Annotated in this window: 14 protein-coding genes, 3 tRNA genes and 3 rRNA genes; 8 read left to right on the top strand and 12 right to left on the bottom strand. The window is 53.1% G+C overall.

Going from position 1 to position 16,618, the window contains the following annotated elements:
- Positions 1-3: 3 nt before the first annotated feature.
- The 8 genes from dkgB to gmhB form a co-directional block, all read right to left on the bottom strand.
- A complete protein-coding gene (dkgB, locus tag BFV65_RS04050; protein WP_069596256.1) occupies positions 4-807 on the bottom strand; it encodes a 2,5-didehydrogluconate reductase DkgB in 804 nt (267 codons plus the stop codon).
- Between the two features lie 160 nt (positions 808-967).
- Positions 968-1,044 (bottom strand) — tRNA-Asp (locus tag BFV65_RS04045).
- Positions 1,045-1,099: 55 nt separating this feature from the next.
- Positions 1,100-1,215: ribosomal RNA gene (gene rrf / locus BFV65_RS04040) — 5S ribosomal RNA — on the bottom strand.
- A 71-nt stretch (positions 1,216-1,286) separates the two neighbouring features.
- Positions 1,287-4,192: ribosomal RNA gene (locus BFV65_RS04035) — 23S ribosomal RNA — on the bottom strand.
- Positions 4,193-4,362: 170 nt separating this feature from the next.
- A tRNA-Ala gene (locus tag BFV65_RS04030) sits at positions 4,363-4,438 on the bottom strand.
- A 42-nt stretch (positions 4,439-4,480) separates the two neighbouring features.
- Positions 4,481-4,557: transfer RNA gene (locus BFV65_RS04025), tRNA-Ile, on the bottom strand.
- A 70-nt stretch (positions 4,558-4,627) separates the two neighbouring features.
- Positions 4,628-6,169: ribosomal RNA gene (locus BFV65_RS04020) — 16S ribosomal RNA — on the bottom strand.
- Together the 16S, 23S and 5S rRNA genes with 3 tRNA genes alongside form the textbook arrangement of a ribosomal RNA operon.
- A 371-nt stretch (positions 6,170-6,540) precedes the next feature.
- Positions 6,541-7,107, bottom strand: coding sequence for a D-glycero-beta-D-manno-heptose 1,7-bisphosphate 7-phosphatase (gene gmhB, locus BFV65_RS04015; RefSeq protein WP_048965728.1), 567 nt, complete (start codon positions 7,105-7,107; stop codon positions 6,541-6,543).
- Between the two features lie 188 nt (positions 7,108-7,295).
- On the opposite strand from gmhB, the gene metN reads away from it, so the two are divergent.
- The 6 genes from metN (at position 7,296) to proS (ending at position 12,875) form a co-directional block, all read left to right on the top strand.
- The gene (gene metN / locus BFV65_RS04010) at positions 7,296-8,327 is read left to right on the top strand and encodes a methionine ABC transporter ATP-binding protein MetN (protein ID WP_006810022.1); all 1,032 of its coding nucleotides are present in this window, start codon (positions 7,296-7,298) and stop codon (positions 8,325-8,327) included.
- Positions 8,320-8,973 carry a methionine ABC transporter permease MetI gene (locus BFV65_RS04005; RefSeq protein ID WP_003856130.1) on the top strand — a complete coding sequence of 218 codons (654 nt, stop codon included), beginning with the start codon at positions 8,320-8,322 and terminating at the stop codon, positions 8,971-8,973. The genes metN and BFV65_RS04005 overlap by 8 nt, the downstream gene beginning before the upstream one ends.
- Positions 8,974-9,013: 40 nt before the next feature.
- Positions 9,014-9,829 carry a methionine ABC transporter substrate-binding lipoprotein MetQ gene (gene metQ, locus BFV65_RS04000; protein WP_006810023.1) on the top strand — a complete coding sequence of 272 codons (816 nt, stop codon included), beginning with the start codon at positions 9,014-9,016 and terminating at the stop codon, positions 9,827-9,829.
- Positions 9,830-9,935: 106 nt separating this feature from the next.
- Positions 9,936-10,340 (top strand): envelope stress sensor lipoprotein RcsF, encoded by a 405-nt coding sequence (rcsF, locus tag BFV65_RS03995; protein WP_003856133.1) that lies wholly within the window; start codon positions 9,936-9,938, stop codon positions 10,338-10,340.
- Positions 10,337-11,044: a tRNA (N6-threonylcarbamoyladenosine(37)-N6)-methyltransferase TrmO gene (gene tsaA / locus BFV65_RS03990; protein WP_063150263.1), complete on the top strand. Its 708-nt coding sequence runs from the start codon at positions 10,337-10,339 to the stop codon at positions 11,042-11,044. The genes rcsF and tsaA overlap by 4 nt, the downstream gene beginning before the upstream one ends.
- A gap of 112 nt (positions 11,045-11,156) precedes the next feature.
- Complete coding sequence (gene proS, locus BFV65_RS03985; protein WP_023299374.1) at positions 11,157-12,875, top strand: proline--tRNA ligase; 1,719 nt, start codon at positions 11,157-11,159, stop codon at positions 12,873-12,875.
- 46 nt (positions 12,876-12,921) lie between these two features.
- Here proS and nlpE read toward each other — a convergent pair whose 3' ends face one another.
- Genes nlpE through BFV65_RS03970 form a run of 3 tightly spaced genes read right to left on the bottom strand, consistent with a single transcriptional unit; the run spans position 12,922 to position 14,618 of the window.
- Positions 12,922-13,620, bottom strand: coding sequence for an envelope stress response activation lipoprotein NlpE (gene nlpE, locus BFV65_RS03980; RefSeq protein WP_069596255.1), 699 nt, complete (start codon positions 13,618-13,620; stop codon positions 12,922-12,924).
- Between the two features lie 39 nt (positions 13,621-13,659).
- A complete protein-coding gene (gene arfB / locus BFV65_RS03975) occupies positions 13,660-14,076 on the bottom strand; it encodes an alternative ribosome rescue aminoacyl-tRNA hydrolase ArfB (RefSeq protein WP_022647119.1) in 417 nt (138 codons plus the stop codon).
- Positions 14,073-14,618, bottom strand: a complete 546-nt coding sequence (locus BFV65_RS03970) for a YaeQ family protein (protein WP_058677792.1) — start codon at positions 14,616-14,618, stop codon at positions 14,073-14,075. Before BFV65_RS03970 ends, arfB begins: the two co-directional genes overlap by 4 nt.
- Before the next feature lie 195 nt (positions 14,619-14,813).
- Between BFV65_RS03970 and BFV65_RS03965 the strand changes: the two genes are divergently transcribed.
- Both BFV65_RS03965 and rof read left to right on the top strand, forming a co-directional pair.
- Positions 14,814-15,014, top strand: a complete 201-nt coding sequence (locus tag BFV65_RS03965; protein ID WP_003856146.1) for a YaeP family protein — start codon at positions 14,814-14,816, stop codon at positions 15,012-15,014.
- Positions 15,001-15,261, top strand: a complete 261-nt coding sequence (gene rof / locus BFV65_RS03960; protein ID WP_003856148.1) for a Rho-binding antiterminator — start codon at positions 15,001-15,003, stop codon at positions 15,259-15,261. Before BFV65_RS03965 ends, rof begins: the two co-directional genes overlap by 14 nt.
- 26 nt (positions 15,262-15,287) lie before the next feature.
- Here the strand turns inward: rof and tilS are convergent, their stop codons facing one another.
- Positions 15,288-16,574 carry a tRNA lysidine(34) synthetase TilS gene (tilS, locus tag BFV65_RS03955; RefSeq protein ID WP_063152253.1) on the bottom strand — a complete coding sequence of 429 codons (1,287 nt, stop codon included), beginning with the start codon at positions 16,572-16,574 and terminating at the stop codon, positions 15,288-15,290.
- Between the last annotated feature and the right edge of the window lie 44 nt (positions 16,575-16,618).

The raw sequence follows: 16,618 nt of genomic DNA, 5'->3' as shown, positions 1-16,618 counted from the left end.
TTATTAATCCCAGTTAGGTGCTAACCCTTCGGGGCTGACCAGACGATCGTTGCATTCCAGTGCAGCGATCGCTTTTTTGTCTTCATCATCGAGCTGAAGATCCCACGCTAACAGGTTACTTGCCAGGTTTTCACGTTTGGTTGAAGACGGGATCACGGCATATCCTTCACCTATCGCCCATGCCAGGATCACCTGTGCAGCTGTTGCATTGTGTTTTTCAGCGATGCGTGCAATCACTTCATCTTTCAGGGCCTTACCATATGCCAGCGTCATGTACGAGGTGATGTGAATGCCATGCTGTTTCGCCCAGTCCACAACTTTGCGGTTTTGCAGGTAAGGAGAGAGTTCAATCTGGTTAGTAGCAATATTCTCTTTACCCACTGCGGCAATGGCTTTTTCCATCAATGGGATAGTGAAATTCGAGATACCAATTTCACGCGTCAAGCCCTGCTCTTTTGCTTCCAGCAGCGCCTGCATGAACTCTTCTACGGAGACGGCATCGCCAGGTGATGGCCAGTGGATCAGCGTCAGATCAACATAATCAGTACGCAGCTTTTTCAGACTTTCCTTCAGGCTTAGGATCAGCTTGTCTTTGCTGAGGTTCTCAATCCAGATTTTGGTGGTGATGAAAAGCTCATGGCGCGGTACGCCGCTCTCCTCGATAGCCTGACCTACGGCAGCTTCGTTGTCATAAATCTGCGCCGTATCAATAGCGCGATAGCCCAACTCGAGTGCGGTTTTAACAGATGCGATAACAACGTCGTCCTTCAGGCGAAAAGTGCCCAGACCCTGTGCAGGGATAGTCATATCATTCCTCAATCGTTATGTTCGTAAACTGAGGAGGATTATCGCTGTGGTTGTTATGTCGAAAAAGATCGTAAAACGCAGAGGATTTTTGCTAATTTCGCAATAGTTAAACGACAGAAAAGAAAAAAGCCCTGAGCGTTAGCTCAGGGCTTTTAATAAGTGGCGGAACGGACGGGACTCGAACCCGCGACCCCCTGCGTGACAGGCAGGTATTCTAACCGACTGAACTACCGCTCCACCGAATACTTCTGTAACCACCGGATTAATGCACCGGCTTACTACTTAATTTGATGCCTGGCAGTTCCCTACTCTCACATGGGGAGACCCCACACTACCATCGGCGCTACGGCGTTTCACTTCTGAGTTCGGCATGGGGTCAGGTGGGACCACCGCGCTAAAGCCGCCAGGCAAATTCTGTTAATCTGTATCAGGCTGAAAATCGTGTCTGTCTCTCTTCGCCAAAACATCTTCGGCGTTGTAAGGTTAAGCCTCACGGTTCATTAGTATCGGTTAGCTCAACGCATCGCTGCGCTTACACACCCGACCTATCAACGTCGTAGTCTTCAACGTTCCTTCAGGAGACTCAAGGTCTCAGGGAGAACTCATCTCGGGGCAAGTTTCGTGCTTAGATGCTTTCAGCACTTATCTCTTCCGCATTTAGCTACCGGGCAGTGCCATTGGCATGACAACCCGAACACCAGTGATGCGTCCACTCCGGTCCTCTCGTACTAGGAGCAGCCCCCCTCAATTCTCCAGCGCCCACGGCAGATAGGGACCGAACTGTCTCACGACGTTCTAAACCCAGCTCGCGTACCACTTTAAATGGCGAACAGCCATACCCTTGGGACCTACTTCAGCCCCAGGATGTGATGAGCCGACATCGAGGTGCCAAACACCGCCGTCGATATGAACTCTTGGGCGGTATCAGCCTGTTATCCCCGGAGTACCTTTTATCCGTTGAGCGATGGCCCTTCCATTCAGAACCACCGGATCACTATGACCTGCTTTCGCACCTGCTCGCGCCGTCACGCTCGCAGTCAAGCTGGCTTATGCCATTGCACTAACCTCCTGATGTCCGACCAGGATTAGCCAACCTTCGTGCTCCTCCGTTACTCTTTGGGAGGAGACCGCCCCAGTCAAACTACCCACCAGACACTGTCCGCAACCCGGATTACGGGTCTACGTTAGAACACCAGCCATTAAAGGGTGGTATTTCAAGGTTGGCTCCACGCAGACTGGCGTCCACGCTTCAAAGCCTCCCACCTATCCTACACATCAAGGACCAGTGTTCAGTGTCAAGCTATAGTAAAGGTTCACGGGGTCTTTCCGTCTTGCCGCGGGTACACTGCATCTTCACAGCGAGTTCAATTTCACTGAGTCTCGGGTGGAGACAGCCTGGCCATCATTACGCCATTCGTGCAGGTCGGAACTTACCCGACAAGGAATTTCGCTACCTTAGGACCGTTATAGTTACGGCCGCCGTTTACCGGGGCTTCGATCAAGAGCTTCGCGTTGCCGCTAACCCCATCAATTAACCTTCCGGCACCGGGCAGGCGTCACACCGTATACGTCCACTTTCGTGTTTGCACAGTGCTGTGTTTTTAATAAACAGTTGCAGCCAGCTGGTATCTTCGACTGATTTCAGCTCCGCCCGCAGGGGCTTCACCTACATATCAGCGTGCCTTCTCCCGAAGTTACGGCACCATTTTGCCTAGTTCCTTCACCCGAGTTCTCTCAAGCGCCTTGGTATTCTCTACCTGACCACCTGTGTCGGTTTGGGGTACGATTTCGTGTTACCTGATGCTTAGAGGCTTTTCCTGGAAGCAGGGCATTTATCACTTCAGCACCGTAGTGCCTCGTCATCACACCTCAGCGTTAATAAGGTACCGGATTTACCTGGAACCTCCGCCTACATGCTTAAACCGGGACAACCGTCGCCCGGCTGACATAGCCTTCTCCGTCCCCCCTTCGCAGTAACACCAAGTACAGGAATATTAACCTGTTTCCCATCGACTACGCCTTTCGGCCTCGCCTTAGGGGTCGACTCACCCTGCCCCGATTAACGTTGGACAGGAACCCTTGGTCTTCCGGCGAGCGGGCTTTTCACCCGCTTTATCGTTACTTATGTCAGCATTCGCACTTCTGATACCTCCAGCACCCCTCACAGGACACCTTCAACGGCTTACAGAACGCTCCCCTACCCAACAACGCCTAAGCGTCGCTGCCGCAGCTTCGGTGCATGGTTTAGCCCCGTTACATCTTCCGCGCAGGCCGACTCGACCAGTGAGCTATTACGCTTTCTTTAAATGATGGCTGCTTCTAAGCCAACATCCTGGCTGTCTGTGCCTTCCCACATCGTTTCCCACTTAACCATGACTTTGGGACCTTAGCTGGCGGTCTGGGTTGTTTCCCTCTTCACGACGGACGTTAGCACCCGCCGTGTGTCTCCCGTGATAACATTCTTCGGTATTCGTAGTTTGCATCGGGTTGGTAAGCCGGGATGGCCCCCTAGCCGAAACAGTGCTCTACCCCCGAAGATGAGTTCACGAGGCGCTACCTAAATAGCTTTCGGGGAGAACCAGCTATCTCCCGGTTTGATTGGCCTTTCACCCCCAGCCACAGGTCATCCGCTAATTTTTCAACATTAGTCGGTTCGGTCCTCCAGTTAGTGTTACCCAACCTTCAACCTGCCCATGGCTAGATCACCGGGTTTCGGGTCTATACCCTGCAACTTAACGCCCAGTTAAGACTCGGTTTCCCTTCGGCTCCCCTATACGGTTAACCTTGCTACAGAATATAAGTCGCTGACCCATTATACAAAAGGTACGCAGTCACCCCATAAAGAGGCTCCCACTGCTTGTACGTACACGGTTTCAGGTTCTTTTTCACTCCCCTCGCCGGGGTTCTTTTCGCCTTTCCCTCACGGTACTGGTTCACTATCGGTCAGTCAGGAGTATTTAGCCTTGGAGGATGGTCCCCCCATATTCAGACAGGATACCACGTGTCCCGCCCTACTCTTCGAGTTCACAGCAAGTGTGCTTTCGTGTACGGGACTATCACCCTGTACCGTCGGACTTTCCAGACCGTTCCACTAACACACAAGCTGATTCAGACTCCGGGCTGCTCCCCGTTCGCTCGCCGCTACTGGGGGAATCTCGGTTGATTTCTTTTCCTCGGGGTACTTAGATGTTTCAGTTCCCCCGGTTCGCCTCGTTAACCTATGTATTCAGTTAACGATAGTGCAACGGATTGCACTGGGTTTCCCCATTCGGACATCGCCGGGTCAAAGGTTCATATCACCTCGCCGGCGCTTTTCGCAGATTAGCACGTCCTTCATCGCCTCTGACTGCCAGGGCATCCACCGTGTACGCTTAGTCGCTTAACCTCACAACCCGAAGATGTTTCACTTCTGATTGCGAAAATTTGAGAGACTCGAACACACATGAGCTGTGTGTCGTTTCAATTTTCAGCTTGATCCAGATTTTTAAAGAGCAAAACTTCGCAGTGCACCTTTTCAGGTTCACTCTGAAGTTTTCTTGTGTTCGCAGTAAAGGATGGTGGAGCTATGCGGGATCGAACCGCAGACCTCCTGCGTGCAAGGCAGGCGCTCTCCCAGCTGAGCTATAGCCCCATCGTTTGTAATCTCTGTACCGCTCATCCTTTAAAAGGAGTTTGGTAGGCCTGAGTGGACTTGAACCACCGACCTCACCCTTATCAGGGGTGCGCTCTAACCACCTGAGCTACAAGCCTGCAGAGATTTTTTACTGCTGTTTTTCATCAGACAATCTGTGTGAGCACTGCAAAGGCAGGTTCTTTAAGGTAAGGAGGTGATCCAACCGCAGGTTCCCCTACGGTTACCTTGTTACGACTTCACCCCAGTCATGAATCACAAAGTGGTAAGCGCCCTCCCGAAGGTTAAGCTACCTACTTCTTTTGCAACCCACTCCCATGGTGTGACGGGCGGTGTGTACAAGGCCCGGGAACGTATTCACCGTGGCATTCTGATCCACGATTACTAGCGATTCCGACTTCATGGAGTCGAGTTGCAGACTCCAATCCGGACTACGACGCACTTTATGAGGTCCGCTTGCTCTCGCGAGGTCGCTTCTCTTTGTATGCGCCATTGTAGCACGTGTGTAGCCCTACTCGTAAGGGCCATGATGACTTGACGTCATCCCCACCTTCCTCCAGTTTATCACTGGCAGTCTCCTTTGAGTTCCCGGCCGGACCGCTGGCAACAAAGGATAAGGGTTGCGCTCGTTGCGGGACTTAACCCAACATTTCACAACACGAGCTGACGACAGCCATGCAGCACCTGTCTCAGAGTTCCCGAAGGCACCAATCCATCTCTGGAAAGTTCTCTGGATGTCAAGAGTAGGTAAGGTTCTTCGCGTTGCATCGAATTAAACCACATGCTCCACCGCTTGTGCGGGCCCCCGTCAATTCATTTGAGTTTTAACCTTGCGGCCGTACTCCCCAGGCGGTCGACTTAACGCGTTAGCTCCGGAAGCCACGCCTCAAGGGCACAACCTCCAAGTCGACATCGTTTACGGCGTGGACTACCAGGGTATCTAATCCTGTTTGCTCCCCACGCTTTCGCACCTGAGCGTCAGTCTTTGTCCAGGGGGCCGCCTTCGCCACCGGTATTCCTCCAGATCTCTACGCATTTCACCGCTACACCTGGAATTCTACCCCCCTCTACAAGACTCTAGCCTGCCAGTTTCGAATGCAGTTCCCAGGTTGAGCCCGGGGATTTCACATCCGACTTGACAGACCGCCTGCGTGCGCTTTACGCCCAGTAATTCCGATTAACGCTTGCACCCTCCGTATTACCGCGGCTGCTGGCACGGAGTTAGCCGGTGCTTCTTCTGCGGGTAACGTCAATCGACAGGGTTATTAACCCTGTCGCCTTCCTCCCCGCTGAAAGTACTTTACAACCCGAAGGCCTTCTTCATACACGCGGCATGGCTGCATCAGGCTTGCGCCCATTGTGCAATATTCCCCACTGCTGCCTCCCGTAGGAGTCTGGACCGTGTCTCAGTTCCAGTGTGGCTGGTCATCCTCTCAGACCAGCTAGGGATCGTCGCCTAGGTGAGCCGTTACCCCACCTACTAGCTAATCCCATCTGGGCACATCCGATGGCAAGAGGCCCGAAGGTCCCCCTCTTTGGTCTTGCGACGTTATGCGGTATTAGCTACCGTTTCCAGTAGTTATCCCCCTCCATCAGGCAGTTTCCCAGACATTACTCACCCGTCCGCCACTCGTCAGCAAAGCAGCAAGCTGCTTCCTGTTACCGTTCGACTTGCATGTGTTAGGCCTGCCGCCAGCGTTCAATCTGAGCCATGATCAAACTCTTCAATTTAAAAGTTTGATGCTCAATGAATTAAACTTCGTAATGAATTACGTGTTCACTCGTTGAGACTTGGTATTCATTTAGTGTCCGAGGACATTAAGAATCCATGTCACTTTGAGTGCCCACACAGATTGTCTGATAAATTGTTAAAGAGCAGTTGCGACGCGCTTCAGCGCTCTGTCGCGAGGTGGCGTATATTACGCTTTCCTCTTTCAGAGTCAACCCGTTATTTCAGGATTTTTTCTCTTCAACCGACCGGGTAGTCTGTGAAGTGATTCACATCCGCCGTGTCGATGGAGGCGCATTATAGGGAGCCGCCGAGGAATGACAAGCGGAAAAATGCATTTTTATTTCAACCGCTCACCTTTTCACCAAAACGTCTATTTTTGGTGCTTTTTAATCTCTTTTGGCAGATCTGCCAGACTAGTTATCACCCAGTCAGCTGCATTTTCTGCTTCTGGGGTGACTGGTTTACCGGTCCGCACTAATACTTTGGTTCCCACACCTGCCGCCGCCGCTGCCTGCATATCCTCCAGTTTATCGCCCACCATAAAAGACGCGGCCATATCAATGTGCAGGAATTCCTGTGCAGAGATAAACATGCCCGGGTGTGGCTTACGGCAATCACATGTCTGACGATACGCTTCAACTGTTCCCTGTGGATGATGCGGACAATAATAGATGCCATCAAGATCGACGCCACGATCGGCCAGAGACCAGTCCATCCATTCCGTCAGCGTCTCGAACTGCGCTTCGGAGAATTTACCCCGGGCGATACCGGACTGATTAGTTACCACCACCAGCGCATAGCCCATCTCTTTCAGCTGGCGCATGGCATCTATTACGCCCTCGATAAATTCGAACTCATCAATCTCATGGACGTAACCGTGATCCACATTAATTGTGCCGTCACGATCGAGAAAAATTGCGGGTACAGATTTTGCCACCGGTTTGCTCCTGAAAAAGGCTTGTTCAGCTAGTATCTCATGAATCGCAGCGCAATAAAGTGCTCATCGCACAGAGGTGGATTGATTTAGACGTCTGGATGCCTTAACATCCATTTTGTTTACGGTCATTCCCCGTATCTGGCAGAAGAAAATGCCACGGCTAACTTACATACGATAAAAATAATCTAATGATTAAACTTTCCAATATCACCAAAGTGTTCCAGCAGGGGAACCGAACCATTCAGGCGCTGAACAACGTCAGCCTGCATGTGCCTGCTGGTCAGATTTATGGCGTCATTGGCGCATCGGGTGCGGGTAAAAGTACGCTGATCCGGTGTGTTAACCTGCTTGAGCGCCCGACCCAGGGCAGCGTAGAAGTTGGCGGCCAGGAGCTTACCGCTCTCTCAGAAAAAGAACTCACCAAAGCGCGTCGCCAGATTGGCATGATTTTCCAGCACTTTAACCTGCTGGCCTCACGCACGGTTTTTGGAAACGTGGCGTTGCCGCTGGAGCTGGATAACACACCAAAAGAAGAGGTTACCCGACGCGTCACCGAACTGCTGGATCTGGTTGGGCTGGGTGATAAGCATGACAGCTACCCGGCCAACCTCTCAGGCGGGCAAAAGCAGCGTGTAGCAATCGCTCGCGCGCTGGCAAGCAACCCAAAAGTGCTGCTGTGTGATGAAGCCACCAGCGCGTTAGATCCGGCCACCACGCGTTCTATCCTGGAACTGCTGAAAGACATTAACCGTCGTCTGGGCCTGACTATCCTCCTTATTACGCACGAAATGGACGTGGTGAAGCGTATCTGTGACTGCGTCGCCGTCATCAGCAACGGTGAGCTGATTGAGCAGGACACGGTCAGCGAAGTCTTCTCGCACCCGAAAACGCCTCTGGCTCAGCAGTTCATTCAGTCCACACTGCATCTGGATATTCCGGAAGATTATCTGGAACGTTTAAAAACAGACGCAACGCCTGACAGCGTCCCGATGCTGCGCATGGAGTTCACGGGCCAGTCCGTTGACGCACCGCTGCTGTCCGAAACCGCGCGTCGCTTTAACGTGAATAACAACATTATTAGCGCGCAGATGGACTACGCCGGTGGCGTGAAGTTCGGCATTATGCTGACGGAAATGCACGGCACACAGGAAGAAACCCAGGCGGCAATTGCCTGGCTGCAAGAACATCACGTAAAAGTAGAGGTGCTGGGTTATGTCTGAGCCGATGATGTGGCTACTGGTTCGCGGCGTTTGGGAAACGCTGGCAATGACCTTCGTATCGGGCTTTTTTGGTTTTGTGATTGGGCTGCCGGTCGGCGTACTGCTGTACGTCACGCGCCCGGGTCAAATTATTGAAAACGCGAAGCTGTATCGCACGCTCTCTGCGCTGGTGAACATTTTCCGTTCTATACCGTTTATTATCCTGCTGGTGTGGATGATTCCGTTTACACGCGTTATTGTCGGGACGTCGATTGGTTTGCAGGCGGCAATTGTCCCGCTAACCGTAGGCGCCGCGCCGTTTATCGCCCGTATGGTGGAAAACGCCCTGCTGGAAATCCCAACAGGCCTGATTGAAGCTTCCCGCGCTATGGGTGCGACGCCAATGCAGATCGTTCGCAAAGTTCTGCTGCCTGAGGCGCTGCCTGGGCTGGTGAATGCAGCAACCATCACGCTTATCACCCTGGTCGGTTATTCCGCGATGGGCGGCGCCGTGGGTGCTGGCGGTTTAGGACAGATTGGATATCAGTACGGCTATATTGGCTATAACGCTACCGTAATGAATACCGTTCTGGTATTGCTGGTTGTGCTGGTTTACTTAATCCAATTCTCTGGCGATCGTATCGTCCGGGCTGTTACGCATAAATAACGTTACAAACAACACAAACTCGACGAGTTAAGGATATAACATGGCGTTTAAATTTAAGACCTTTGCAGCAGTAGGCGCACTGATTGGTTCGCTGGCACTGGTGGGTTGCGGTCAGGACGAAAAAGATCCGAACCACATCAAAGTAGGCGTTATCGTCGGTGCAGAGCAGCAGGTTGCTGAGGCCGCGCAGAAAATCGCGAAAGAAAAATATGGCCTGGACGTTGAGCTGGTGACCTTCAACGATTACGTTCTGCCGAACGAAGCGCTGAGCAAAGGCGACATTGACGCTAACGCCTTCCAGCATAAACCGTACCTGGATCAACAGATCAAAGATCGCGGCTACAAGCTGGTTGCTGTCGGTAACACCTTCGTTTACCCGATTGCCGGTTATTCCAAGAAAATTAAATCTCTGGATGAACTCCAGCCGGGTTCACAGGTTGCCGTCCCTAACGACCCAACCAACCTTGGCCGTTCGCTGCTTCTGCTCCAGAAAGTGGGCCTGATTAAACTGAAAGAAGGTGTTGGCCTGTTGCCGACCGTTCTGGACGTGACCGAAAACCCGAAAAATCTGAAAATTGTTGAGCTGGAAGCCCCTCAGCTGCCACGTTCTCTGGACGATGCACAGATCGCGCTGGCCGTTATCAACACCACTTATGCCAGCCAGATCGGTTTGACCCCTGCGAAAGATGGCATCTTTGTTGAAGACAAAGATTCCCCGTACGTCAACCTGATCGTGACTCGCGAAGACAACAAGGACGCGGAAAACGTGAAGAAATTCCTGCAGGCATATCAGTCTGAAGAAGTTTACCAGGAAGCCAATAAGGTGTTTAACGGCGGCGCGGTTAAAGGCTGGTAATCTCACCTCAGTGTAATATCATCAAGACGGGCATTTGCCCGTCTTGTCATTTGTGCGGTCAACTGCTTCAATATCTGACGTTTTGATTATCCACTGAGGAACTATTATGCGTGCTTTACCGATCTGTCTTTTAGCACTGATGCTGAGCGGCTGTTCTATGCTAAGCAGATCTCCTGTTGAACCCGTTCAAAGCACTGCAACCCCGCCAAAAGCGGAGCCAGCAAAACCGAAAGCGCCTCGCGCTGCGCCGGTACGTATTATTACTAAAGCCGACGAGCTGGTCGGTAAGCCATTCCGTGAACTGGGCGAAGTGAGCGGCGAATCCTGCCAGGCAACGAATCAGGACTCCCCTCCAAATATCCCAACAGCCCGCAAGCGTATGCAAATCAACGCGTCGAAAATGAAAGCCAACGCGGTGCTGCTGCACAGTTGCGAGGTCACCAGTGGTACGCCGGGCTGCTACCGTCAGGCGGTATGTATCGGTTCTGCGCTTAACATCACGGCGAAATGAGTTCATTTCAGTTCGAGCCGATAGGCGTTATCCGCTCCCCTTATAAAGAAAAGTTCGCCGTGCCGCGTCAGCCGGGACTGGTCCTTAACGGCGGCGGCGAGCTGCATCTTGTCGCGCCGTATAATCAGGCCGATGCAGTGCGCGGGCTTGAGGCATTCAGCCATTTATGGGTGGTGTTTGTGTTTCACCAGACCATGGAAGGCGGCTGGCGTCCTACCGTGCGTCCTCCTCGTCTGGGCGGAAATGCCAGAATGGGAGTTTTTGCCACCCGCTCAACGTTCCGACCGAATCCAGTCGGGATGTCGCTGGTCGAACTGAAAGGGATACGCTGTCAGAAAGATCGGGTGATCCTGGAGTTAGGTAGCCTTGACCTGGTTGATGGTACGCCGGTCATCGATATTAAACCTTACCTGCCCTTCGCCGAAGCGCTGCCGGATGCCCGTGCAAGCTATGCTCAGGACGCCCCACAGGCAGAGATGCCGGTTTACTTCACATCTGAAATAACGACGCAAATCAGCCAGCTGGAAAAGCGCTATCCTCGTCTGCGTGACTTTATCGTCGAAGTCCTGGCGCAGGACCCTCGTCCCGCCTACCGCAAAGAGGAAGACGCAGGAAAAACGTACGCCGTCTGGCTGCTGAACTTTAACGTGCGCTGGCGCGTAACTGATGCAGGTTTTGAAGTGTTTGCCCTGGAACCCAGGTAATTTTGTTCTCCTCTCTTTTGGCATCTTTGCCACACTGGTAAACTAAACCACTTTTTTTGTGTCAGGCTGGTGTTTCAGCCTGTTCCAATCGTCGAAATGGAACCGTAACAACATGCGTACTAGCCAATATCTGCTCTCCACTCTGAAGGAGACACCTGCCGACGCCGAGGTGATCAGCCACCAGCTGATGCTGCGCGCCGGGATGATCCGCAAGCTGGCCTCCGGGTTATACACCTGGCTGCCGACCGGCGTGCGCGTCCTGAAAAAAGTCGAAAACATCGTGCGTGAAGAGATGAACAACGCCGGTGCTATCGAGGTGTTAATGCCGGTCGTTCAGCCTTCTGAACTGTGGCAGGAGAGCGGTCGCTGGGAGCAGTACGGTCCTGAACTGCTGCGTATTGCCGATCGTGGCGATCGTCCATTCGTCCTCGGCCCAACGCATGAAGAAGTGATCACCGATCTGATCCGTAACGAGCTGAGCTCTTACAAACAGCTGCCGCTGAACTTCTTCCAGATCCAAACCAAGTTCCGTGACGAAGTGCGCCCACGCTTTGGCGTTATGCGCTCTCGCGAATTCCTGATGAAAGATGCCTACTCTTTCCATACTTCTCAGGAATCACTGCAAGAGACCTACGACAAAATGTACGTGGCCTACAGCAAAATCTTCTCCCGCATGGGGCTGGATTTCCGTGCTGTACAGGCTGATACCGGTTCAATCGGCGGTAGCGCCTCTCATGAATTCCAGGTTCTGGCGCAGAGCGGCGAAGACGATGTAATTTTCTCTGACTCCTCTGATTACGCCGCCAACATTGAGTTCGCAGAAGCGCTGGCACCAAAAGAACCACGCGGCGCGGCAACGCAAGAGATGACGCTGGTTGATACGCCAAACGCGAAAACCATCGCCGAGCTGGTTGAACAGTTTAATCTGCCGATCGAAAAAACCGTGAAAACCCTGCTGGTGAAATCGGCTGAAGGCAGCGCTTACCCGCTGGTAGCCCTGCTGGTCCGTGGCGATCACGAGCTGAACGAAGTGAAAGCCGAGAAGCTGCCGCAGGTTGCCAGCCCGCTGACCTTCGCGACGGAAGCCGAAATCCGCGCCGTGGTGAATGCAGGTCCTGGTTCTCTGGGTCCGGTGAACATGCCTGTTCCTGTAGTGATTGACCGCACCGTTGCGGCGATGAGCGACTTCGCTGCGGGCGCAAACATCGACGGTAAACACTACTTCGGCATCAACTGGGATCGTGACGTGGCGACGCCGGAAGTGGCTGACATCCGTAACGTGGTCGCAGGCGATCCAAGCCCGGACGGCAAGGGTACCCTGATGATCAAACGCGGTATCGAAGTAGGCCACATCTTCCAGCTGGGCGATAAGTACTCGCGCGCAATGAACGCTGCCGTTCAGGGCGAAGATGGTCGTAACCAGGTTCTGACCATGGGCTGCTACGGCATTGGGGTAACGCGCGTTGTTGCGGCCGCTATCGAGCAGAACTATGACGAACGCGGAATCGTCTGGCCGGATAACATCGCGCCGTTCCAGGTGGCGATCCTGCCAATGAACATGCACAAGTCTTACCGCGTGCAGGAGCTGGCAGAGAAACTCTACGCTGAGCTGAGCGCGAAAGGTATCGACGTGCTGATGGATGACCGTAAAGAGCGTCCTGGCGTGATGTTTGCTGATATGGAACTGATCGGTATTCCACACACCATCGTCATCGGCGACCGTAACCTCGACAGCGATGAGATTGAATACAAGTACCGTCGCAACGGCGAAAAACAGATGATCAAGACGGGCGACATTCTTGATTACCTGGTGAAAGCCATCAAAGGCTAAGAAACAAAAAAACCCCGCCAGTGCGGGGTTTTTTAATGGCTATAACTTATTTGCTTTCGCAGTCTTTACCCGCAGCAAACTTCGCGTCTTTATCTGCCACCAGCATTTTCACCAGCTCACCGCTATCGGGGTTTGGCTCCAGCGTAAAATGCCCTTCAACCGTCAGCAACACTGGTTTGCTGTCGTTACCGCGCGCGACGGCATAGTCACGCTCCAGCTGGGCATTGTTCGCCACGCTGACTTTCTTCCCGGTTGCACAGTCAGTGAAGATTGCCGCATCCGCCATGTAGAAATACATCCCTCGCATCGCCATTGGGGTTGCAGGCAGGGTCGCTTTTACCGGGGCCAGCGTGTAGTTGAACTGAGATTCAATCGGATTGCCTTCGCGATCGAGCATCTCCATCCCCTCGCCTTTGGCGCGGAAATACGTTTTATCGCCCGTGGTATCAGTCAATACCAGCTTTTCAGCCGTACGCGCCCATGTTCCGTATGTTGCAAAAGAAGACGGCTCTTTCGCCCCCTGATAGCGCTGGTTCATCACCCAGGTGCCATCTTTTTGCAGGAACAGAGAGGTTTCGATGCCTTCACAATCTGCACATGGCAATACGCCGCGCCAGCTCTGCTGCATCGGCTTCAATTCTTCGTTTTGCGTTGGCTGTAGTACCTGTGTTTCTGAACGGTTGTTACAGCCAAAAAGCGCGAACAGGCTTGTCACGGCCAGCGCTGATAATAATGCTTTTTTCACAATACATTCCTTATGAAAAAGTGTGTCCCTTTCGTCACATTACGGATGACGGACTTTGCCACGCAGTGACTTTACGGTGGATTTCTGCGCCTTCGATGACAACCGACGTTCTTTCGATGCCCGCGTTGGACGTGTTGCCCGGCGACTTTTTTGTACAGCCGTCAGCTCTTTTATGACCGCCGCCAGTCTGGAAAGTGCCGCTTCCCGGTTCATTTCCTGGCTGCGATATTCCTGCGCTTTAATCACAATCACACCTTCACTGGTGATCAGATGATGGCTGGCGGCGAGCAGGCTTTCTTTATAATACTCTGGCAGGCTGGAGGCCCGGATGTCAAAGCGCAAATGGATAGCCGTTGAGGCCTTGTTAACGTGCTGCCCCCCTGCGCCCTGAGCACGGATGGCGGTGATCTCCAGCTCGTGATCAGGGATGCTGACGTTTCGGGACAACTCAATCATGATACGGGCTGCCAGGCCGTGAGATAAATTTCCAGATTATTCTGAGAATCGGAAAGCCAGATGGCGCCGTCCTGAATCGTTGCCTGAAGCGCCATTGTCCGGCTGGCGAATGCGCTCAGCTGTGCCAGTTGTTCATCATCCAGATACCAGACGGTAAGATTTTTGAACTGCGCACATTTATTTTTGTTTTGCTGCCACCAGATCTCCGCCGCGCGCTGGTTATAGGCAAACAACGCCACTTCAGCTGACTGGGTGCACGCCTTTTTGATCCGGCGTTCATCCGGCAGGCCAAGCTCAATCCATAAATCGATACCCAGATGATCGTTGCGCAGCCAGGCTTCCGGTTCATCTTCCGCGCTTAAACCACGGGTAAATTGCAGACGCTCGTCGGCATACTTAATCCACGCCAGCAGGCGCAGCATCATGCGCTCCTGGGTTTCAGAAGGGTGACGCGCCAGGGTCAATGACGCATCCAGAAACTGGTTACGGTCAAGATCCGCCACATTGACCACAGCTTTATAAATTGTCGCTTTCAGCGCCATGAGAGAACTCCTTTCGAATCAGGCGTACATTGTAGCGAAAACCGCAGCAAAAGGCTGTTACGAGGTGGTGGCACCCCGTTATCAAGGCGCTGATATTGCTTAAATGAGTATGGTATAGTCACCTTGCTAAACCGAGTTTAACTTCGTAGGCTTAATGATATCTCACAGTAAGTCAGTACGCTGGCAGGAGGTGATGTGAATAATTATTGTGAGTTGATTCGCAGACGGTATGCGGAAATTGCCAGCGGAGATCTGGGGTACATCCCGGATGCGTTGGGCTGTGTATTGAACGTGCTGAATGAAGTGGCCTCTGATGAGAGCCTTTCTGAATCGGTCAGGGAAAAAGCAGCGTATGCTGCGGCGAATTTACTGGTGAGCGATTATGTCGATGAATGATACCTATCAACCCATCAATTGTGATGACTATGACAACCTCGAACTCGCCTGCCAGCATCATTTAATACTGACGCTGGAGCTAAAAGATGGCGAAGTGCTAAAGGCAAAGGCCAGCGATCTGGTTTCCCGTAAAAATGTGGAATACCTGGTTGTGGAAGATGCAGGTGCAACGCGTGAGTTACGCCTCGACAAAATTGCCAGTTTCAGCCATCCGGAAATCGGCACCGTCGTGGTGAGCGAATCCTGATAACCAACGGGCAGCAAGGCTGCCCGTTACGCTTTCCATTCAAAATTGACACCCGCTTCAGCCCACCCTTCCTGGGTAATAAACACACCTGCCGCCGCGATGAGCGTGTCGCCGTAAAACAGAAGCGGCGTGGTATCACGTCGCCAGGGCGGAACGTTCTGTTCCTGCCAGATTTTCTTCAGTTTACGCCCGCCGTTACGCCCAACGATATGCAGCATGCCGCTGGCCCTGAAGCGTATGGTGACGTTCTCGTCCGGCTCAGGTAGACGCACATTGCCCGAATGGCTTAACGCAACGACACCGGCATTCAACGGTAGCGTTAATGCTTTTTCCGGCGACGGCCAGTCAAGCACAACGTCAGCCAGCGACGGCACAGATTTCACCCACCAGAGTTGCTCTTTATAGCGCCTGACGTCATAACCATTCAGGTGTATACACGGTGCGGCATCTTCCCGCGCCTGTGCAACTTCTTCCCAGATACGGTTGAGCATCGCCCGGGACGGCATAACCGCACGGTGGGAAGCCAGCCAGCGACGAATCAGAGCAGCCCGACGCACGGGGCTCATCACTTTCAACGGCGCAATGTTAAGGGCACCGTCAGCGGTAGTCAGCGTATTCAGCTCCCCGCTCAGCAACTCATCCAGCAAGCTTTCCTGTTCAGCACAAAGCATGGCACTTCTGGCCACCGCTTCGGAAAAATGGGCCCAGCGCTCACTCAGCAGCGGTAAGACGCGCAGGCGCAGGAAGTTACGGTCGTAACTGTCGTCCTGATTGCTTTCGTCTTCAATCCAGCGCAGATGATGTTGCTGCGCCCAGGCTTCCATTGATGCGCGCGTCTCACCCAGTAGCGGGCGGATGAGCTCTGTTTCAGCAAAACCAGCACGCTCAGGCATGGCGGATAAACCCGCAGGCCCGCTGCCCCGCTTGAGCGCCAGTAAAAACGTCTCGCACTGGTCGTCCAGATGCTGCGCGGTGACCAACGCTTCTCCAGGCTGTAACGCGCCGGAAAACGCGGCGTAGCGGGCTTTGCGCGCCTGCGCCTCAATACCCAGCCCTTCATCCTCAAGCGTGACGCGTTCAACGATCAGCGGGATCCCCCACCCTGAGCACACCGCTTCGCAGTGCGCCACCCAGTCGTCGGCATGGGGGCTTAAGCCGTGATGGATATGCATCGCCCGCAGCTGGACGTCAGGCTCACGGTCGCGCCAGAGCTTAAGACGGTGCAGCAAAACGGTGGAATCCAGGCCACCGCTGAACCCCACCAGCAGCTGGCGGTAGGGTGAAACGGCGTGCGCGATAGCGGGTAAGGTCATAGGAAATTACACATAAAAAATGCCCGAACTGAACGGGCATTATC

Source organism: Enterobacter hormaechei subsp. hoffmannii (genome assembly GCF_001729745.1).
In the GTDB taxonomy this organism is placed as follows: domain Bacteria; phylum Pseudomonadota; class Gammaproteobacteria; order Enterobacterales; family Enterobacteriaceae; genus Enterobacter; species Enterobacter intestinihominis.
This window is presented reverse-complemented; position numbering and strand designations above follow the sequence as displayed.